This window comes from Rhodococcus sp. NBC_00297, assembly GCF_036173065.1.
In the GTDB taxonomy this organism is placed as follows: Bacteria; Actinomycetota; Actinomycetes; order Mycobacteriales; family Mycobacteriaceae; genus Rhodococcoides.
In genome coordinates this window covers 1444645-1464907 of sequence record NZ_CP108041.1, presented here as the reverse complement: position 1 = coordinate 1464907, position 20263 = coordinate 1444645, and the positions used below count along the sequence as shown (strand labels likewise).

Below are 20263 nucleotides of genomic sequence, written 5' to 3'. Positions count from 1 at the left end.
AGATCCGGTTCGAGATCTGTCCGTTCACCGGGTGGTTCTCCACGGCAGCCGGAGAAACGTGTGGTGAACGGCAGGAAATTTCAGGGGTGAGCGGCCGTGTGCGCGTGTGGAATCCGGCGGCGAACGTGACACTCCCGTTCGACCCGGGCTGGGGAGGTTTCATGGATCGTGACCACAGTGTTCATTCTGCGCACGTTCGAGATGCCTGAACCCTTGTGAGACAGCAGTTCACACGGGGTATTCCCAGCCTGACAGCTCTCACCGCAGGAGATGGAGCCTCGGTGCTCCGTCATGGCGCTTCTCATTTCCAGAGAGCTATCGCTGTCGTATCGGTACCGTCAGAGCGGTGATCGAACTTCCTACTCCGCCTGTGTTGTCGGACCCTCGCACGGAGGTGAGGACGTCGTACCTCGTGGGCGAGCTGGCTGACATGCTGCATCGTGGGCGGAGCACGGACTGGTTGCGGGCGGCGAGCCCCGACTTCGATACGCACGTGGCCGAGCGGGTAGGAGTGCGCGATCGATGGGGTGTCCCTTCCCAGGGGTGGTGGTACACATCGGGTGAGTTCTACCTCGGCTCGCTCGTGCTGCGACACCGTCTGACCGACGACGAGGGTGGCGGCCACATCGGCTGTCACGTCGTGTATCCGTGGCAGCGGCGTGGGCACGCCACACGCATGCTGCGAGCCGCACTGGGTCGATGCTCCCGAATGGGCATCACCCGCGCATTGCTGACCGTGGCTCCCGACAATGTTGCCTCGCTGAAGGTCGTAGAACGCAACGGCGGTGTACCCGACGGGGTGAACCATGAAGGCGAGGCGCGGTTCTGGATCGACACCTGGGTGTCCCTGAAGCCCTGTAGTCCTGAAGACCCGGGACCCTGAGATTCGCGAGTCGCCGCGACCGATGATGGCGAGAAGGGGCCAGCACTTGGAGATCGAGCCTTTCCGCGGTTGGCCGGGGTTTCGGCGCGCCGGTGGTGCCATACGCCATCCGCGTGAACTCGGCCCAGTCGTGAGTGTGGACCACCACGTCGTTGTCGTGAGCCTTGTAGATACCCCCGTCCGATTGTTGCGGTGGCTTGGTTGTAGGTGGGCGTGGGTGGTCAAGGGCGCAGGATTATCCACGACGGTCGGTGGACCTCCGGAACTGCTATGGACGGACACCGCTCGCTTCACGTCGACGTCGGAGGCGTGGAGCGTGCTGACTGCGCCCCGCACAGTGCACCGCTCGCTTCGGGATTCTCACCTCTTCACTCTTTCTGCATGTTGTCGTGGCGTTGTCGTTGTCTGGTTCCGTAGGCGGCTTCCTTGACTGCGTCGTCGTCTTCGAGGCCGGATCCGAGGGCGCCGCCGATGGTGGCGATGGAGGCGAGGAGCCAGCTGAGTTCGAGGTAGTCGGCGGTGGTCGCGTTGTGCCCGAGGGTCGAGGAGAGGACGTGCGCTCGGAGGGAGAGCCAGGTGGTGAAGAGCAGCAGACCGAACAGGGCGATGTGGAGGACGGCGACGCCGATGGTCAGGGTGATGACGGTCGCGGTGTTGTACAGCCTGGAGCGTTCGCGTTCCTCGTCGGATTCGGGCCGTTCCCACAGTTCGTGGTCGATGACGAGCCAGAGGATGAGCGCCACGGTCGACAGGATCGTCGCCGCAAAGAGGCGCCATCCGCCCATGGTGTCGGCGAACGACCAGATGGTGCTGGTGGACAATGCGAATGCGCCGGTGGCGAAGGCGCCGACGAGCACTTTGGACAGGCCGGTGACCAGCCGCCAGGGCCGGTTGGCTCGCACCATTCCGGAGACCAGTCGGAGCGTGCGTAGTCCCTTCGGTGCGAGGTACCGGGTGCCGGTTTCGTGCTGTTCGGAGGGGAATCGTTTCGCGGCGCTCGTCGGTGCGAGTTCGGGTTCGCCGAGGATGCGTGCGAGGGCGAGTTCGACGACGGTGGTGACGCGTCGAGTGAGGTCGATGCCGCCGACGGCGGCGATGGAGATCAGTGCGAACTGGGTGATCGGCGCTGACCTCGCCGAGGACGGGGACGGTGTTGTCGCGGCGGGGGAGGTCGGTGAGGTAGACGACGATGTCTTCGTGGTCGGAGTCGGTGTCGACGGTGTCGATCACGTCGTCGAGTGAGGCGTGTTCGTCGGAGACGAGGGGTTGTCGGCGCACGGTGGTGGTCCATCGGCGGGGCGGTGATCCTCGTTCGGGGAGGCGTCGGGGTAGGTGGTCCGAGAGGTGCTCGGCGAGGTCTGCGGGTTTGCCGGGGTCGGCGATGAGCAGTACCGAGACACCGTCTCCCGCTGGGCGGGTGGGTCCTTTTCGGTGTGGGTCGTGGTCGGTCATCGCCCGGTGCTACCCGGTCGAGACAAGTCGAAACGTCCGAAAGTCGAGCAGACTGTCAGCTGTCCGACCTCCGCCAGGGAGCTGACCGACGACGTGTGCGATCACCCGCGGGCGACCCGACTGCAGTGACGCCGATCGTCAGCTGACCCCAGGGTCGCAGAGGCTTCGGTGCGGCGAGAATGTTCACTACAGGGGGGTGGTTCCGTGAGCGGCGGGGGCGGGACGCCCGAGGTGATACCCCTGCAGGAGATGGGCGCCGAGACGGCGGACGGTGCGCAGTTCGGCATCGGACTCGACGCCCTCGAACACCACGGTCATGCCGAATTGCTCGGCAAGGGTCACGGTGCCGGCAGCGATGGCTGCACGCAAAGGATCGGTGTCGATGTCGTGGGTGACGAACGCGTCGATCTTGATCATCTCGGGTCGGACGGTGATCACCTGCCGGAGCCCGGACTGCCCGGCGCCGACGTCGTCGAGGGCGATGACCACACCGGCGCCGCGTAGGTCGTTGACCCGTGTGAGGACGGTGTCGATCTCGTGGATGTGGGTGCGTTCGGAGACCTCGAGGATGATGCGGCGATGTCGGGCGGCGTGGCGCAGCGGCTCGGCGAGCAGAGGGTCGTCGGTGAGCGCGGCGGGGGAGAGGTTCACCGCGAGGAACATTCCCGGCGGGAACGATGCCGCTTCGTTCAGAGCGGAGAGCACCGCGGCGCCTTCGAGTGCCCCGGACAGTCCGCTCTGCGCTGCGCTGTCGAACCACTCCGCGGGGCACGCGGTTCCCGTGGGGAACCGCGAGAGCGCTTCGTAGCCGACGACGTTCAGGTCTGCGGCGTCGACGATGGGTTGGAACACCATGGTGGGTCCGCCGCGACGTACAAGGTCGCAGATGTCATCAGCGGTGACCGGCCGCTGCTGGGCGCGGCCGGAGCGGCTTCCGTCCCCGTCGAAATCAGTCACCGGGAACGCTTGCTCGCACACGACGCCGCACCGGCGGGCGGAACGAGCACACGTGGACTGCAGCCGGTGGCGCATCGTGTCGGGTCTGAGAGATGAGGACGTGGTACCCCCCATTCGCAGAACGGATGCACCACCCCTGAAAGGGTGACAAGCACAAATTCTGCTGGCCATGCTCGCCGTAGGCATGACGTCCCGTCACGCCGGAAGCGGCACGACGGAACCGGCTACGCACCGGGACGGTGGGGACACGCGTGGTGATTGCCGAGGACGGCTCGGGAACCGACACCCTCCGAGTAGCACCGACGATGCGGCCCTGCTCACGATGCCCATTCCCGGGCAGCGTCGCGGCGACCTCGCCGCCGAGGACCGGGGCGACATATTCGGCCGGCCCCGACTCGTTCAGCATGTCAGCAGTGAAGCAGGCACCCGCGCCAGGCAATGCGCCGGGTCACGACCACTCCTGAGCCTCATGCCCGATTGCACGAAGATCGTCGACTCGCTCAGTTCGGGGGAATGCCGGAGGCGTGCTCGTGTGCCACCTGTGAAGTCACCGGACGAGAGGAATGGCGGCCCTCCGGCCCTGCCCGCACGCCGCCTCCGATCTGATGTGCGGGCCCGTACGGATCCCCCAGTGGGACGCGCCGCGACCCTCCCGCGACACCGGGACAGTCGTCACCACGCAGCGAGTTCGCCGGGGGCCGGTCGAGGTCGCCGGCGAATGGTGACCCGCGATCGACATGCACTGGTCGGACCTTTGAGAATCATCCTCTCTCGGTGCGGTCGAGAATCAATCGAGTGGCTTCTCGAGGTGCGTCCCACTGCGGAAAGTGACCGCACCGCTCGAACCAGTGCAGAACGGCATCGGGGAACAGTTCCGATGCGCGTGTGGCTTGCCTCGGCACTGTCACCAGATCTCGTCGTCCCCAACCGATCGTGACCCGCCCGGGCACTGTGCCGGACGGTGCGCCTTCCTGCTTCGGCCCGTGGATGAGGGCGTTCAGAGCGGCCCCGGTCGACGGGGAGTCGGCGAGCCCGCGTACGTCGGGCAACACGGTGTCGCGCGAGAGTGCCCATGGCCGCGCGGACAATTGAGCGAGCAGCAGGGTCCTTCCCGCAGGGTTGCCGAGAAGTGCAGGTAGGAAACGCCGCAATATGTTGACAAGGGCTATGGACGGCCGGAGTGTGGCGCCGAAGACAGCGCGTTCGCGGTCGCTCCAGAAACCGCCGGGGTCGAGTGCCACGGTGTCGCCGCCGACTCCCCGTCGAGCAAGTTCGAGGACGATTCGACCGCCCATGGATTGACCGACGGTGGAAATGCCACCCAGATCGTGTTCGCGAATGAAGTCCGCGACGGAGTCGGCGAGAGCAGCGATCGATACTTCGCCCGTCAACGGCGGCGTGTCGCCGAACCCCGGTAGGTCGACCGCGATGACGTCACGGTGTTCCGCCAGTTCGTCGATGATCGGGGACCAGGATCGCCATCCCACGCCCAAGCCGTGCACCAGCAACAGCGGGCTGCCATGTCCGAATCTGACATAATTTAGCGTCATATACTCGACGGTACGCGAATGCCCGGTCGACGCACGGGTTCCGGAAGACCGATGGCATCCGCTCACCCAGCGTTCGAGTCGGCCACTCTTCGCCGGGTACGACTGTTCGGGACCACGTCCCCGGCGTGGCGATTCGCGTTCGCTGATGATCTCGAGATGCCCCGGAGGCAACAGCGCGTCTTCGCGTTCCGGCTCGTCCCGCGGTGAGAACGCAGGTACCTGTCCGGGTCGTCGAGGCCGCGTGCGCGAGACAGTCGGTCGGCTTCCTGTGAGGCGGTTCAGACGAGAGTCGTCCGGCGGATCACGTCGCCGACCCCTGTCGGCCCCCAAATTCGACCACCGTGGATCCCCACCCGAGGGTTCCGACACGTGCGTCGGCTCCGACGGCGTCGGTGATGAGGTCACGGAGTTCGGCTTCGGTGCGTCGCCCGGATCCGTACAGGCACAGTCGGACCAAGTCGTCTTCGGTGTCGTGATCGTCGGTGGTCGCCGGGTCGAGCACGTCGGTGACGAGGACGACCCTGCGCGCGGAGGTCGCCAGCATCGACAGCAGCAGGAGGGCGTCAGCGTCCGGGTGAGCGTCGATCAGGTCGACGGCGATCGCGAGGTCTACGGGGGATCCCGACGGGGTGATATCGGTGGAGTCGATGCAGTGCACCGCACCGCGCCGCTCGTCGGCCACGTCTGCCAGGTTCCGGCGGTTGCGGTCGGGATGTCCGACGAGCGTGATCTCGAGGTCGGGACGTTCCCGTACGAGGGTGTCGGCGTAGACGCCTGCCCCGTCGCCGTGGAGTGCGACCGTCCGGACTCCGTCTAGATCGACCGCGTCGGGCAGTGCGGGAGCGCGGTAGACAGCGGAGAACGCCGCTTCCTCGTGGAATTCGTCCGCGATACCGGGCTCGGCCATCTGGTCGGCGAAACGGTGTGTCGGAGGCGGTGTTCCGGTCCGGATCGTCTCGGTGAGGCCGAGGAGCGACAGTTCGAGACGGGTGTGGATCCTGTCGTTGTGCAGCTGCTGATTGAGGAACGCGTCCTGGTCGGCGAGCAGGGACCCCATCTCGGTGAGGGCGCAACGCTGACCGTGGGTGGTGAGAAGGTCGAGCAGGACGAGGTGCCGCACCAGCTTCGCCGTGGCGCCGGGGTGAGTGCTGCATGCTGCGGCGATCGCGTCGACGGTGTCGGCGCCGCCGTCGACAGCAGCGAACACCCCGAGCGTCACCGCGGTCTTGATGACCAGCGGGGTCGCCAGGTCCGTCATCTCGTGCAGACGCGCCACCGCGTTCCTTACCTGGCCGCTGTCGGCCGGGGACGGCGCGGTTCGGTCCTCGCGTCTACGCCAGTACCCGGCGATCTCGACGAACTTCTTGTCGATCTGCTTGTCCTGCTTGGCCCATCGACGTAGTGGCGTGATGGTCTGTGCTTCGCCGGCGACCCACAGGTACGGCTGCCCGGGTCGCCACGGCGCCGTTCGGACCGCGTCGACGAGCCGGGAGTCGCCTCCGGCTTCGGACCGGTACAGCCAGGTGATGTCGACGTCGGCAGCCGAGCGCAGTTCCTGTCGGTGCGAGCGCTCGGCCACTTCGACGACCACCGTCGCCGGCAGATCAGCGGGCAGTATCTCGAGGCAGCGCGCGATGGCGGGCAGGGCGGTCTCGTCGCCGGCGACGAGCATCCAGTCCACCTCGCGCGGCAGGCTCGCGGAGTGTTTCGGTCCGGCGATCAGCACCGTGTCGCCGGGCTCCACCGTCCGGGACCACGTCGCTGCGAGTCCGCCCTCGTGGGCTGCGAAGTCCAGCACCATCTCTCGCTCGGCCTCGTCGAACCGGCGCACGGTGTACGTGCGTGCGTACGGGAACGATCCTGCGGGCCAGTCGACGGTGCCGTCGTCCTGATTCCTGGGTACCGGGAACGGCAGGGTCCCGGTGACCGGGTCGACCGGAAGAATCTTGACGTCGTCGTCGAATCCGGTGGTCCGCACCGGAGGCAGCTCGACACCGTCGCGCACGTGCCGGTCCATCGACGGCCCGCCCACCACGACCCGTCGCATCACGGGGGTCACGTCCTCCACCCGCAGGACATCGAGTTCTCGCATACAGATCGGAAAGACCTGAACGTCGCGCACTGTGCCCGCCATAGGAATCCCTACCTCCTGATCCGTTCTCACCGAGTGGCACTGCTACGCGGCGAACGTCTGCTGGATCTGGTCCAGCGTGGCCATGACCCCGTCGTAGTCGGGTCGGTAGCTCGTCGCCGGGAGTTCGTGGACAGTGCTCGCGGCGAAGGCCGGCAACACCGCGTAGGCCGGATCCTGCTTCAGCTGCTCGAGGGTGCGCCCGGCAACCGGGACGACGAACATCACCGGGGCGGTGGCGACGGAACCGAGCAATTCGGGGCTGACGATGAACGAGTCCCCGGAACCGTACAACTCCGGATTCCCGGCCTTGGTGAGAATGTCGTCGGCTTCGAAACCGACCTCCGACAACAACGTCGGCAATGCCGCGGTCTGCGGAATGAAGGAGGGTTCATTGGTGCTCAGCGACAGGAAATATGCGACAGGAGACCCGGGAACGGTGATGGAGTCCCTGACATCGGCGACCTTGTCCTCATATGCCTGCAGGAGAGAGTCGACCTTGTCGCTCTCCCCGGCGGCGTCGGCGACTGCCGCGAGTTCGCCTTGCCAGGTGGTGACCGTGGACGGGATCAGCACGGTGGGTGCGATCGCGGCGAGCTGATCGTAGGCATCATTGGCCAGGATGGCGGAGTAGCCCTGCCCGCCACCGATGATGAGATCAGGTTCGGCCTGCGCAATGGCTTCGATGTTCAGCGATTCCCCCGCCGGCAGTTCCACTGTGCCCCGGGCCTCAGCCTTGTCGGCCCACTGTGGAGGGAAGCCGCCGTCGAGGGTGGTCACACCGAGCAGTCGGGTGTCGGTGATGGCGACGGGCGCGTCGAGTGTGTAGAGGTATCCGGCGAATCCGGCGGAGAGGACCGCGATGCGCTGGGGGTCGGCGGGCACGGTCACCTCTCCTCTGTCGGTGGCGATCACGCGGGTCTCGCTCGGTGTCGGCACGACAGTTGCAGCGGTGTCGTCGGCGGTCGAACTGCACGCGGACGCGCCGAGGACGACGAGCGCCATCGACGCAGCGGCGACGAGGCGGACGCCTCGCCGGCGAAGGGGGGAGTGCACCATGGCGAATCCTTTCGAGAGCACTGTCGTGCGTGTCATGGTTGTGTCGAGGCCGCGATACGCACCTCGTTCCGAGGGCGGGCGTACACGGCGGTCCGCGCGCCGTCGATGTCGTGGACGCGCACCCGGGTATCGAACACGTCGCTCAGGATGTCGTCGTGCATGATCGCGCCGGCGGGCCCGCTGACGACGATCCGACCGTCCCGCATCGCGACGATGTCGTCCGACCAGGCCGCTGCGAAGTTGATGTCGTGCACCACGAGCACGATCGTGCGCCCCAATTCGTCGGCCGCGCGTCGGAGATGGCCCATCATCGCCACCGAGTGCTTCATGTCCAGATTGTTCAGCGGCTCGTCGAGCAGGACGTACGGAGTGTCCTGCGCGAGAACCATGGCGACGAACGCCCGCTGGCGCTGACCACCCGACACCTGGTCGAGGTGGCGCCCGGCGAGGGTGTCGAGGTGCAGGAAGTCGAGCGCACGGTCGACGTGTTCGTGGTCGTGTGCGCGGAGTCGGCCGCCGCAGTGCGGGAACCGGCCGAACGAGACGAGCTCGCGGATGGTGAGCCGCGCGGTCAGGTGGTTGTCCTGGCGCAGCACCGAGACGATGCGGGCCAAGTCTCTCGTGGCCGTGTGCTGCACCACGGCGTCTCCGATGGTCACGGTTCCGGTGGTCGGCTCGAGCAGTCTGCCCATGATCGAGAGCAGGGTCGACTTGCCCGCTCCGTTGGGCCCGACGACCGAGGTGATGCCACCCTCTGCGATGGTGCCGCTGACCGGTCCGAGCACCGTCTCGCTCTGGTAGGTCTTGGAGACGTCCGAGAACGTGATCACAGTCTGCCTTTCCGGAGGACGACGACGAGGAAGAGCAGTCCACCCGCGAATTCGATGACGACCGTGAGGAAACCGGCCGCGTAGAACACGTGCTGCATGACGAACTGTCCGACGACGAGCGTGAGCATGCCGAGCAGGAATGCCATCGGCAGCACGTACTGGTGTTTGTAGCTGCCGGTCACCTGATAGGCCATCGTCGCGACGATGAAGCCGAAGAAGGTCATCGGCCCTGCCAGCGCGGTGGAGAACGACACCAGCAGCGCCACCAGAACGAGCACGAGCGTCAGTTCACGCTTGTGGTCGACGCCGATGGTCGTCGCGGAGTCACGGCCGAGCAACAGCACATCGAGCCGGAAGCGTCTGCGCCACAACACCACTCCCACTGTGACGCACACCGTGAACGCGAGGGGAAGCATGCCCGGATCCACCCCGCTGAGGCGACCGAACAGGCGAACGGACAGGAGGTCGTACTCGGTGGGGGAGAGCAGACGCTGCAGGAACGTCGAGAGGCTGTCGAAGGCCAGCCCCAGGACGACGCCGACGAGCAGCATCGTGAAGAGACTGCCGAGGCGACCGGAGAAGAGCCAGCGATAGAGGATCGTGGCGAACAGGACCATGGTGAGGGTCTGTGCGATCACTTTCGGGGTGCCGTCGGTCCGCGCGATGACGGAGCCGCCGAAGACGAACACCATGACGGTCTGCATCAGCACGTACAGCGAGTCGAAACCGACGATGGACGGAGTGAGCAATCGGTTGTCTGTGACGGTGTGGAAGACGACGGTGCCGAGCCCGTGGGCGAAGGCCGCGACGGCCATGGCGCCCAGCATCGTGGCGCGGCGTTCCACCGCGAACTCGAAGGAACCCCGGACGAACAGGAGAAGGAAGCAGGCGATCGCCCCCGCCAGCACCGCGGAGGCCACGAGAAGTCGTCGGCGCGGACGTGGTCCCGAGTCGGTGCGTACCAGCGTCGACATCGAGGGTGATTCACGCAAGAACATGACGTCGCTGCCTCACCAGGAGAAGGACGAAGACCGCGGCGCCGAGCGCGCCGAGAATCACCGAGGCCGGAATCTCCATGGGCGCGACCACCGTGCGCCCGATCAGGTCGCACGCCAGCAGCAGTCCGACGCCCAGCACCGCCACCCACGGGAGGTTCCTCCGTACGTCGTCTCCCAGGACCATGGACACGATGTTCGGCACGATGAGGCCCAGGAACGGGATGAAGCCGACCACCACGCTGGTGACACCGGTGCACACCGCCACCATCGCGACGCCGAGCACGACGGTCGCGTCGTAGTTCAGTCCGACCGTGGTGGCGAGGTCCTTCCCGAGGCCGGCGACGGTGAAGCGGTGCGCGAGCAGGTAGACGAGCACGGCGATGACGACGACGGCCCACAAGGGTTCGTAGAAACCGCGCACGATGCCGCTGAATCCGCCGGACCGCCACGCGGACATGGACTGCAGCAGGTCGAATGTGCCGGCGAGGAAGGTGGTGATCGCGCCGACGACGGCGCCCAGCATGATGCCGACCAGGGGGACCACCAGTTGTTGTTCCAACGAGATTCGACGCAGGACGCCGACGAACAACATGGTGCCGACGAAGGCGAACGCGGTGGCGATCAGCATCTTCGGCATCGGCCCCAGATTCGGCGCCAGCAACAGGGCCGCGAGAATGCCCAGCCCCGCCCACTGGCTCGTGCCGGCGGTAGTGGGCTCGACGAACTTGTTCTGAGTGATCATCTGCATGACCACACCGGACACCGCCATCGCGACGCCGGCGAAGATCAATGAGAGGGTCCGCGGGACGCGAGAGATGAGGAACATCTCCCGCGCCACCGGGTCGGTGAGCAGTGTGCCGAGCGAGATGTCGAACTCGCCGACGAGCAGCGACGCCGCGACCAGGGCGGCGGTGACCACCGCCGAGCCCAGAAGTGCTGTCCTACGATGCATTCGAGAAGGCATCCGCGAGCTGCTCGTACGTCTCGGCGTACGCCTGGATGCTCTCCCGGGTGTAGAAGTACGGATCGAGGTAGACGATCTGGTCCTCGGACGCGAACGTCGTGCGGGCGAACGCTTCCTGTGCATCGATCACCGACTTCGCCGGAGCGGCACCGGGTTCACCGGCCGCGGCGTCGCGGTCCAGCACGATCATCCAGTCCGGGTTCGCCGCGGCGACGGCCTCCGGCGCGAGGCCGGAGTCGCCGTGTACGTCGCCGGCCTCACCGGCGAAGACGTCGCGCAGGTTCAGCGGCTCGATGATGCGACCGATCCGTCCGGCGCCGTTGTCGATCTTTCCGCCCGAGACGACGGACAGGAACACCGACTGGCCGGTGGTCCGCTCCGCCGCGTTGTCTTCGGCGGCGTCGAGAGCCGCGATGATCTCGGCCGCCTGCTCCTCGCGGTCGAAAACGACGCCGAGAGAGGCGGTCTGGCGCTTCAGTGACTCGACGTAACCACCCTCGGCATCGTCGGACGGCGCGATGTCCAGCGTCGGGGCGATACGACCGAGTTCGTCGGTGTACTCCGAGAAGCGGTAACCGCCGATGATGAGATCGGGTTCCGCCTCGTTCACGATCTCCAGATTCGGCTCCCTGTGCGTCCCCACGTCGAGGATGGCGTCGTCGTCGATCCAGTCCTCGAACCCTTCGTACGGCATGATCGGCTTGGGCAGCGCCACCGGTTCGACGCCGAACGCGCGCAGGGTCTCCAGCGACGTGTTGTCGAGGGCGACGACACGCTGCGGGTTCTGGGGGACCTCGACAGGTCCGGTGGCGGTGTCGATCGAAACGGTGGTGGCGGAGTCCGCGGACGTGGTGTCGTCGGTGCTGCAACTCGCGAGCGCGCTCACCGTGATCACGGTGGCGAGGAGGGCGAGGATCGGGGTTTTCGGGGTCTTCACGAGGCTCCAGAGGGTGTGATGTCTTGACCGAACCTTTACTCGCTGGAGCGTAACGACTTAGGTAAGGCTATGCAAAATATCTGACCGCGCGGCGACGACGGCCACTGCTTCCAACTCCGTGATCGCGCTGACGACGATCACTGCGTGGCTCCAGCCGTTTTCAACATTGCCGCAGAAGTTCGGTCGTACCCACTCGGCGTGACTCGATCATCGGGCGACGATCGGAACCGGGGCGGCGCCGGCTCACCTCGGCGAGGGGTTTTTGATGGCTCCACCTGCTTGATCCGACGATGTCGCAATCGGCACACTGCAGGTGACCACCTCGCCCCCGGTGCCACCTCCTGCATCCGGGCCACGTCGCACCAGTCCTCATCGCGGTGGCCGCGAGGTACCCCGACGCAGACAGGATCCTGACCATGACCCGAGGAGCGGACCGACGCATCGCACCGATGGCGCCGGAACTGATCGCAGCGTGTTGGACGTCGGCGGGCGATGTCCGCCCCGACGCGCCACACCCTGTGAGTCCGATTCCGATCGCGGACCGGATCACGGCGGTATCCGATGCCGGGTTCGCCGGCATGGGGATCGTCGCCGCGGACCTCGCGGCAATTCGCGACGACATCGGACTACCGGCCCTGCGGAGCATGCTCGACAATTCGCCGTTGAGGTATGTCGAGATCGAACTGCTGGAACGGTGGTGGATCCCCAGAGGAGAGAACGGAAGCACCCACGACACTCGCGACCTGCTGCTGGAGGCCGCTGAGATCCTCCAGCCGACGCACATCAAGATCGGCTCGGAGAATGCGCCGCCTCGTGACCTCGAACCACTTGTCGACGCGTTACGCGTGTTGACCCGCGAGGCCGCGGAGCGCGGCACCCGCATCGCCATCGAACCGATGCCGTTCTCGATCATCTCCATGATCCCGGACGGGGCCGACCTCGCCCGCGCCACAGGAGATCCCGCGTGCGGCGTGATCGTCGATGCCTGGCACCTCTTCCGGGCCGGCACCACCCTCGACGAACTGCGATCTTCCCTGACCGGCGACGTCGTGTTCGGTGTGGAACTCGATGACGCCGACGAGCACGTCGTCGGGTCGTTGTTCGACGACACGATGGACAACCGTCGACTGTGCGGTGAGGGAGTGTTCGACCTGAACGGACTGATCAGTGTTCTGCGCGAGGTCGGATACGACGGAACCTGGGGTGTCGAGATCTTGTCCGACGACTTCCGACGCATGCCACTCGATCTCGCCCTCACCCGAGCGCACGAGAGCGCAGTCGCACTGGTGCATCCCCTGCCATGACGTCCGGTCGGCGGGACGATCCACTGTCGGATGATCGTGGGGAGTACACCGCGGTCGGCGCGAACGGCTGAGCCGTCGATGGCCGAGGAGCAAGGACTTGCCAGGAACGTCGTCGCCGAAACATCGGCCCAGCAGGACCGACCGCCGTACGACTGTTCGCGCCACCACGTCAGGCAGGCCCGCGAAGCTTCCCCCGTACGACGATGACTCCGACCAGGATCACCAGTGCCGCGACGACGAGCGCAGACGGTCCGCCCCGAGGTAGCGAGGTCAGAACCGGTGCGGCTGCGAACAGCGCGAGACCGAGCGGGGGCAGGGTCATCAGTCCCACCCCCGTCCCGTACCAGAGGCCTTGTCGTTTGTCCCAGTCCGATCTGGCCTGCACGGCTTCCTCGAAGCGGACGATCGCGATTCCGAGTGGTGTAGCGACGAGCAGCCACACCAGAGGCGACGTCGGTAGTCCCGGTCGACCGAGAAGTGCATCCGTGATCAGAGTGGCACCGAGATAGGCCGGCAGGAACATACTCACCGCCAGAACGACTCCGAGCGTGACGTCTGAAGGTTCGTCACCTGAAGGCGACCCGACAGACGAGGTCGGGTCGGGACTCATGGCTCGAGCGTATCGTCACCGAGGAGATCGAGGGCGGTGTGCCGCCACCGCGCCGTGCACTGTTGTCAGGACCCAGCGCGGACACATCAGACTTCTGCGCGAGTGGACCGTTCACCGCGTTCCGATCGCCGAGCGTGGTCTGTCGCGCGACGATCGGCGGTCATTCCCCGGTGTCCCCGTCGATGCACTGGCGGAGGAGATCTGCGTGTCCGTTGTGTCGGGCGTACTCCTCGATCAGGTGCAGGTGAATCCAGCGCAGCGAGACCTGCAGGCCGTCGACCGTGCCGATCGACAACGCTTCCAGGTCGGTGTTCGCGGCGAGGGCCCGACTGTCCTGGACGGCCCTGTCGTAGGCGGCGAACACCTCCGCGACAGGTGCCGAGTCGAGGCTGTCGAAGTCTCCGTCGGGCTCGGCGTCCGAGTAGTACAGAGGTGGGCGTTCACGGCCCGCGAGCCGTCTGGCGTACCAACTACGTTCGACTTCTGTCAGGTGTCTCACCAAGCCGAGAAGGGACAGAGTGGACGGCGGTATCGACCGCACTGTCAACTGCGCGTCGGTGAGACCGTGGCACTTCCACAGCAGAGTTGCTCGGTGGTAGTCCAACCACGATTCGAGCATGGTCACTTCGTCCGCGACGAACGGCGGTTCCACGCGGTTCACAGGGTCGGTCATGGTCGAACTCTATGTCCGGACACCGACACGTGGGTTCGACCGACTCGATGCTACGGATCCAGGTGAGCTGCGCGAGTGGGTCATCCCGAGCGTTCAGTCAGTGGAAAGCGGACTCCGGGTGCTGACGCGCCGTCGAGGACCATGTCGCGCGGACGGTGGTCCCCGTGTCCGAACGATCCACTGTCGACGATGTGCTCAGTGCCGTGATGAGCGGCAGGCCGTTACCCCAAGAGCGTTGTGCACAGGCAGTTTCCACCGCCCGAGATCAGCGACGGTGACGTCCAGCGCGCCGAGGTCGACCGAATAGGTGGCGCTGATCTGCATCGTGCCGACACCGTCCGTGTCGAGGTACGCGTGGTCGACGACATTGGCCATCGCTTCGTACACCGCCAGCACCACATCGGCTCTGCGGGCATCGTCGAACGGCAGGATACGGAGCCAGGCGGCCAATGCTCTGCGTACGGCGCCGATGCACAGGGCGTCAGCGGGGACATCGGACATGACGAGGCCCGGGTTTTGGACGCTCGGACCGAGAGTGCTGTCTGTGACACCGTCATGGGTCGCGTCCAGCACGCCCGCCGTGCGACCGTTCAGGACGACACCGCGGCCAGTGCCGCGTCGAGGTCGGCGTGGAGCGAGAGCATCTCGTCCATTCCGACCAGCGTGAGTGGACGGGTGGTCGCGGGCCCGTTCGACACGACAGCGAGCGCGACGAGTGCGCCGAGTCGGCGGTGCGTGTCGATGAGGGCCGTCATGCCGGTGGAAGAGAGAAAATCGACGTCGGTCAGGTCGATGATCACCGCGGAGGGCGCGTCGTCAGACAGTGCTCGGTCGAGACCTGCCGTCAGCATGGGCGTGGACTCGAGGTCCAGATCGCCGCGGACCGACACGATGAGTACAGCCCCGTTGCGGGCGGCGGTGACCTGGACGGACCGTCGGTCGACGTCCTGTTCGCGTGCGCGATCAAGGGTCACAGCGGTACCGCCACGACCGAGGTGACCGTGCGTTCCGCAAGCACCGACACACGCACGTTCTCTCGTTGCGATTGCTCTACCAGAGCGGCGAAGGCCGCGTCCGCGGTGATACCCCGAACTGCCATGACGATGCCCTTCGCCTGTTCGATGCAGGCGCGGGTCTCCATCGCTCTGCGGAGGTTGCCTGACTCTTCCCGAGCGTCCGCGGTGTGCCGCGATTCCCACACCGCGACCTCCACGGCGGTCACGAGCACCGTGACCAGCACCTCGTCGATGTCGCTGAAGCCGTGATCGCCGAAGCTGTAGATGTTCAGCGATCCAGCATGTTCGGAATCGACGTCCAGGGGTGCCGACAGGAAGCTGCGCACACCGGCCTCGGAGGCTGCAGCGGCGAAGAGCGGCCATCGCGCCGCAGCATCCTCGACGTGCACGCACACGATGCGCCCGGTCCGGGCGGCTTCGAGGCAAGGCCCCTCGTTCACGCGGTACTGATCGGCATCGATGTCGCTGACTCGGGAATCCGACCGCGCCGCGGTCTCAGGGTTCGCCGCGTCGTGATGCAGGAGGGTCACCCCGGCCATGTCCGCTCCGGGGATCGCGGCGACCGCCTGTTCGCACAAGCCCTGGAGGAGGATCTCGAACCGACTGTGCGACAGCAGGAGTCCACGAAAGGCGTCCAATGCGTCGAAGGTGTCCGCGGCGAAGTACTGCATCGTGATCGCCGTGCGGACACCACTGGCCGTGCGGGACGACAGCGCTCCCGCGATCTCGTCGTCGAAGGCGTTCGCGGCGGCCAGTGCTGCCGCCGTGCTGTGATCGTCCGGGGGCAGGCCGGGCGTGACCGAATCCGTCATGCGGAGTCCTCTGTGGTGCAGTCATGACTGTCGACCCCACACACGGTATGTCGCAACGCGCGACCACTGGACGTCCGGTCGATGCTCGTCCGACGCAGACCGACTAGTGACGTGTGGGTGCGCGGGAGGTGACACGGGGCAGGAATGCGCGGTCACGACCACGGGACAGTGCGGCCGGGTTGTGAGACCGCCAGACAATGGTTCGGCCGCGCTCTCGGTGGAAGGCCCGAATCTAAAATTCATGCATGGAGCACCCAGAAGTTCGTCGAAACGGCCTGTCATGACTGCCACAGTGGAGCAGAAAGGCTCTGTCTCCGTCGAGATCGACGGTGCGGTCGCATGGGCCGTGATCAGCAATCCGACCCGTCGCAACGCATTGAGCGCAGCGATGATGCGCGATCTGCACGCGCGACTGCAAGAGCTGGACAAACGCCCCGACATCCGCGCCATCGTGCTGCGCGGGGAAGGTTCGGAGGCATTCGTCTCCGGAGCCGACATCTCGGAGTTCGAATCGCAGCACGGTTCCACCGATGCCAAGCAGGCCGCCGACGACGCCATTGCCGCGTTGTTCTTCGGACTCGCCGCCATGCACACGCCGACCATCGCGATGGTGCACGGCTTCTGTATGGGCGCCGGCGTCGCCGTCGCGCTCACCGCGGACATCCGCATCGCCGATGAGGCGTGCGCGTTCGCGATTCCCGCCGCACGTCTGGGAATTGCATACCCGGTTCCGCCGACGCGCGTGCTGCAGCGCATGGTCGGCTCCGGTCACGCCGCCGAGATGCTGTACACCGGCGGTCGCGTCACGGCAGAGACCGCGCTCTCCATCGGTCTCGTGAATCGGGTGGTTCCGAAAGACCAGTTGCACGAGGCCGTACGCACACTCGCGACGACCATCGCGGCCAATTCACCCATGTCGGTGCGGGCTGCGAAGGTGGCCCTCGCGAGCGACCTCTACCCGGAGATGCTCTCCGAGGCCGAGGCTTTCGTGGCCATGTGCGCGGGCTCGGACGATGCCGTGGAAGGTGGGCGCGCCTTCATGGAGAAGCGGCGACCCAAGTTCACAGGCGTCATGTCCTGACGCAGTCCTGCAACCACGTTCGGGTTGCGAGAATCATGTGGGCCGGTCGTACCGACTGAACGCATCGGGTCGAGGCGGTGCTCGAGGTGCGTTCGGTGTTCGCGTTCGCGCTGGCTGCCGGGGAGTCGACCACCGGTTCACTGGAGTTGTACCGCACGGCCATCGGGATGCTCGTTGCCCAGTTCGCTCGCACGGCGAGCGTCGACGTGCCATGGTGGTGAGCATCAGTCGTCGGGGTAGTCGAAGGGTCGTGCCGTTGCCTCCTCTGCCCCAGTTCCAGAGTGCGATCCGCGGTCCGTGGTTGACGTCGGTGTTCGGTGCTGTCCTTCTCGTGGCACTGCCGGTGATCACCGTGACCGGGCTGCTGTCCTACATCGCGTACGGGCCGCAGTTCGGGCAGGCCCGCCCGGGCGACGTGGGGTGGCTGAGATTGCCCCAGTTCGACTGGCCGACCGATCCGTCATGGATCTACCGGGTGAACCAGGGCCTGCACGTCACGCTCGGCATCGTCATCATTCCGTTGGTGCTCGCGAAGCTGTGGTCGGTGATGCCGAAGCTGGTGCAGTGGCCGCCGGTCCGATCCCCGGCGCAGGCGCTGGAGCGGCTCAGCCTGTTGATGCTCGTCGGTGGTGTGCTGTTCGAGATCGTCACCGGTGTGCTCAACATCCAGTACGACTACGTCTTCGGTTTCGACTTCTACACGGCCCACTACTTTGGGGCATGGGTGTTCATTGCCGGATTCCTCGCGCACGTGGCCGTCAAGGTTCCGGTCATGTGGAGGACGTTGCGGCAGACGTCGCTGTCCGAGGTGCTCCGGGAGCGCAATCGAGCGGCCTGGGTGGAACCGGAGCACGAGCAGAAAGCGCCGGACGGCATCTCTCGGCGCGGGGCCCTTGCACTCGTGGCCGGCGGGAGCGGACTGCTGGCGGCACTCACTATCGGGCAGACCATCGACGGGCCATTGCGATCGACCGCTCTGCTGGTGCCCCGCGGCCGCTCCTACGGCGACGGGCCGAACGACTTCCAGATCAATCGCACGGCGGTCGCAGCGGGAATCGATCCGGCGTCCACCGGGGATTCATGGCGTGTGGAGTTGTCGGGAACGACGAGCGTGGTTCTCGACCGAGCAGCACTCGAGGCGATGGATCAGCACACCGCGGTATTGCCGATCGCGTGCGTCGAGGGGTGGTCGACGACGCAGGAGTGGACCGGGGTGCGCTTGCGGGACCTCGCCGGCCTCGCCGGCGTGACCGACGGCACCGCCACAGTGGCCTCGCTGGAACAGGGAGGTGCGTTCGCGCAGGCGACGCTGGCGCAGAACCAGGTGTGGCATCCGGATTCGCTTCTCGCGTTGACCGTCAACGGTGCGGCGCTGTCGCTCGACCACGGCTATCCCGCGCGTGTGATCGTTCCGGGCCTTCCCGGTGTCCACAACACCAAGTGGGTGTCGCGTATCGACTTCGCAGGCGGGGCCGATCGATGAGGCGGCTGTACGGGGCAGGCGCGGCTCACGCGGCCGTCATGGTCGTGTCCTTCGTCCTCGCGGGTGCCGCCGTCCTGACTCTCGGGGTGGACGCACTGTGGAACCCGGACAGGTGGTGGCAGTCGATCGCCGTCTGGTTCATCGGCGCGGCGATCCTGCACGACCTGGTTCTGTACCCGCTGTACTCGCTGGCGGATCGGGCGACGCGCCCGACTCGCAACTGGACGGTTCGACAGGTTTCGGTGCGGCAGCACATCCGGGTGCCGGCCCTCGGCGCCGCGCTGACGCTGCTGGTGTTCTTCCCGGGCATCCTGAACACCGACGACACTGCCATCGTGGCGGCCACGGGCCTCAATCGTGACCCGTATCTCGAGCGGTGGCTGTGGGTCGTGGCGGCCATGATCGCGATCAGCGCCGCGGTGTTCGTGGTGCGGGTGCTCGCGGCGGTGAGGCGGCCGTCACCAGCGATGCCACGCGGCCACGATCGGACGGATACACAGGGCGCCTAGGGATCATGCGAAAAGATCTCCACGAGAACGTTTCACGCCCGCTTCGGTGACGTTCCACCATCGCTGCCACGCAGGTGGCCGCGGGAACTATTGCAGTCGAACACCATCCATGGGCCGTGTCGCGGCGAATGTGGAGTAACCATTACCGACGACAAGGAGCTGCAATGTTCACCATTCGTAAGTCCGTGGCCGCTACCGCGATCGGCGTGATGTCCCTCGTCCCGCTGGCCGCCTGCTCGTCCAGCGACGACGGCGGATCGGCAGCGGCAACGACGTCCAGTTCGTCCTCCGCTGCCGCATCGACGTCCACTCAGCCCGAACCCGCCGCGCAGGTCGATGCTCTGACCGGCGTGGACACCGCCGTTGCGCTCGATACCGGCTTCACGGACGCTCTGACCACGCTCGGGTTGACCCCGGGAACCGTGGGCACGGCGACCCTGGCGGACGGATCACTTCGATTCCCGATCACCGGCGGCAACGTCAAGTACTGGACGCCGGGCACGGTCGATCCGTACGTGCAGGGCTCCATCGACCACGAAGGCAGCGGATTGTCCCTGACCGCCGGCGGCACCACGGTGGAGCTGACCAACTTCGTCATCGATCCGGGCACCTCACTGCTCATGGGTGATGTGACCGTCAACGGAGAGAGCGCCGCCACCGACGCCGTGCTGTTCGATCTCGACGGCCGCACCCTCGAGCCGCTGGCCACCGGCCCGAACAACACCGCGATTCTGCAGGGCACGACCGTGCATATCTCCGAGACCGCCGCCGGCCTGCTGAACGAGACGTTCAAGACCGACGCCGTCACCCCGGGACTGCTGGTGGGAGTCGCCACGATCACCGTCAACACGCAGTAACGAGGCACAGCCTTTTACCCGGCCCACATCGACACCGGTGTGGGCCGGATCGTGTCGACGAGTCGGGCGATGGCCCCTGAACGTGGAAAACGACTGAACGCGACGTTTGTCGCCGACGTCCACCGGGAATGGACAACCATCCACATCGAGGAAGTGC

At 66.3% G+C, this 20263-nt stretch carries 20 protein-coding genes and 1 pseudogene; 7 read left to right on the top strand and 14 right to left on the bottom strand.

Annotation, left to right across the window (positions count from 1 at the left end; genetic code table 11):
• Nucleotides 1-430: 430 nt before the first annotated feature.
• Complete coding sequence (locus tag OG947_RS22630; RefSeq protein WP_442973120.1) at nt 431-883, top strand: GNAT family N-acetyltransferase; 453 nt, start codon at nt 431-433, stop codon at nt 881-883.
• 368 nt (nt 884-1251) lie between these two features.
• On the opposite strand, the pseudogene OG947_RS07030 reads toward OG947_RS22630, so the two are convergent.
• From OG947_RS07030 to OG947_RS06990, 9 genes and pseudogenes are all read right to left on the bottom strand, one after another.
• Nucleotides 1252-2335 (bottom strand): annotated as a pseudogene (locus OG947_RS07030) (hypothetical protein).
• A 186-nt stretch (nt 2336-2521) separates the two neighbouring features.
• Nucleotides 2522-3292 carry an EAL domain-containing protein gene (locus OG947_RS07025; protein ID WP_328813457.1) on the bottom strand — a complete coding sequence of 257 codons (771 nt, stop codon included), beginning with the start codon at nt 3290-3292 and terminating at the stop codon, nt 2522-2524.
• Between the two features lie 761 nt (nt 3293-4053).
• Nucleotides 4054-4842 (bottom strand): alpha/beta fold hydrolase, encoded by a 789-nt coding sequence (locus OG947_RS07020; RefSeq protein WP_328813456.1) that lies wholly within the window; start codon nt 4840-4842, stop codon nt 4054-4056.
• Between the two features lie 301 nt (nt 4843-5143).
• Nucleotides 5144-6976: a siderophore-interacting protein gene (locus tag OG947_RS07015; protein WP_328813455.1), complete on the bottom strand. Its 1833-nt coding sequence runs from the start codon at nt 6974-6976 to the stop codon at nt 5144-5146.
• Between the two features lie 42 nt (nt 6977-7018).
• Nucleotides 7019-8032 carry an ABC transporter substrate-binding protein gene (locus OG947_RS07010; RefSeq protein ID WP_328813454.1) on the bottom strand — a complete coding sequence of 338 codons (1014 nt, stop codon included), beginning with the start codon at nt 8030-8032 and terminating at the stop codon, nt 7019-7021.
• A 32-nt stretch (nt 8033-8064) separates the two neighbouring features.
• Nucleotides 8065-8862 (bottom strand): iron ABC transporter ATP-binding protein, encoded by a 798-nt coding sequence (locus OG947_RS07005; RefSeq protein WP_056449125.1) that lies wholly within the window; start codon nt 8860-8862, stop codon nt 8065-8067.
• On the bottom strand, nt 8859-9836 hold the full coding sequence (locus OG947_RS07000; protein ID WP_328813453.1) for an iron chelate uptake ABC transporter family permease subunit: 978 nt from the start codon (nt 9834-9836) through the stop codon (nt 8859-8861). The genes OG947_RS07005 and OG947_RS07000 overlap by 4 nt, the downstream gene beginning before the upstream one ends.
• Nucleotides 9837-9846: 10 nt before the next feature.
• Entirely contained in the window at nt 9847-10812 is a 966-nt protein-coding gene (locus OG947_RS06995; protein ID WP_328813452.1) for an ABC transporter permease, read from the bottom strand.
• Complete coding sequence (locus tag OG947_RS06990) at nt 10802-11761, bottom strand: siderophore ABC transporter substrate-binding protein (RefSeq protein ID WP_328813451.1); 960 nt, start codon at nt 11759-11761, stop codon at nt 10802-10804. Before OG947_RS06990 ends, OG947_RS06995 begins: the two co-directional genes overlap by 11 nt.
• Before the next feature lie 416 nt (nt 11762-12177).
• Between OG947_RS06990 and OG947_RS06985 the strand changes: the two genes are divergently transcribed.
• On the top strand, nt 12178-13065 hold the full coding sequence (locus tag OG947_RS06985) for a sugar phosphate isomerase/epimerase family protein (protein ID WP_328813450.1): 888 nt from the start codon (nt 12178-12180) through the stop codon (nt 13063-13065).
• Between the two features lie 169 nt (nt 13066-13234).
• Here OG947_RS06985 and OG947_RS06980 read toward each other — a convergent pair whose 3' ends face one another.
• The 5 genes from OG947_RS06980 to OG947_RS06960 form a co-directional block, all read right to left on the bottom strand.
• A complete protein-coding gene (locus tag OG947_RS06980) occupies nt 13235-13594 on the bottom strand; it encodes a hypothetical protein (RefSeq protein ID WP_328813449.1) in 360 nt (119 codons plus the stop codon).
• Between the two features lie 241 nt (nt 13595-13835).
• Nucleotides 13836-14348, bottom strand: a complete 513-nt coding sequence (locus tag OG947_RS06975; protein WP_328813448.1) for a DinB family protein — start codon at nt 14346-14348, stop codon at nt 13836-13838.
• Between the two features lie 195 nt (nt 14349-14543).
• Nucleotides 14544-14921: an ATP-binding protein gene (locus tag OG947_RS06970; RefSeq protein WP_328813447.1), complete on the bottom strand. Its 378-nt coding sequence runs from the start codon at nt 14919-14921 to the stop codon at nt 14544-14546.
• Between the two features lie 17 nt (nt 14922-14938).
• Nucleotides 14939-15322: an STAS domain-containing protein gene (locus OG947_RS06965; RefSeq protein WP_328813446.1), complete on the bottom strand. Its 384-nt coding sequence runs from the start codon at nt 15320-15322 to the stop codon at nt 14939-14941.
• The gene (locus OG947_RS06960; protein WP_328813445.1) at nt 15319-16176 is read right to left on the bottom strand and encodes a GAF and ANTAR domain-containing protein; all 858 of its coding nucleotides are present in this window, start codon (nt 16174-16176) and stop codon (nt 15319-15321) included. Before OG947_RS06960 ends, OG947_RS06965 begins: the two co-directional genes overlap by 4 nt.
• Nucleotides 16177-16456: 280 nt before the next feature.
• On the opposite strand from OG947_RS06960, the gene OG947_RS06955 reads away from it, so the two are divergent.
• The 5 genes from OG947_RS06955 to OG947_RS06935 all read left to right on the top strand — a co-directional run bounded on the left by OG947_RS06955 (nt 16457) and on the right by OG947_RS06935 (nt 20106).
• Complete coding sequence (locus OG947_RS06955) at nt 16457-17257, top strand: enoyl-CoA hydratase-related protein (RefSeq protein WP_328810423.1); 801 nt, start codon at nt 16457-16459, stop codon at nt 17255-17257.
• A 77-nt stretch (nt 17258-17334) separates the two neighbouring features.
• Nucleotides 17335-17478, top strand: coding sequence for a hypothetical protein (locus OG947_RS06950; protein ID WP_328813444.1), 144 nt, complete (start codon nt 17335-17337; stop codon nt 17476-17478).
• Entirely contained in the window at nt 17469-18740 is a 1272-nt protein-coding gene (locus tag OG947_RS06945; protein WP_442973099.1) for a molybdopterin-dependent oxidoreductase, read from the top strand. Before OG947_RS06950 ends, OG947_RS06945 begins: the two co-directional genes overlap by 10 nt.
• Nucleotides 18737-19249 carry a hypothetical protein gene (locus OG947_RS06940; protein WP_222628114.1) on the top strand — a complete coding sequence of 171 codons (513 nt, stop codon included), beginning with the start codon at nt 18737-18739 and terminating at the stop codon, nt 19247-19249. Before OG947_RS06945 ends, OG947_RS06940 begins: the two co-directional genes overlap by 4 nt.
• 164 nt (nt 19250-19413) lie before the next feature.
• A complete protein-coding gene (locus tag OG947_RS06935) occupies nt 19414-20106 on the top strand; it encodes a hypothetical protein (protein ID WP_222628112.1) in 693 nt (230 codons plus the stop codon).
• Nucleotides 20107-20263 lie beyond the last annotated feature (157 nt).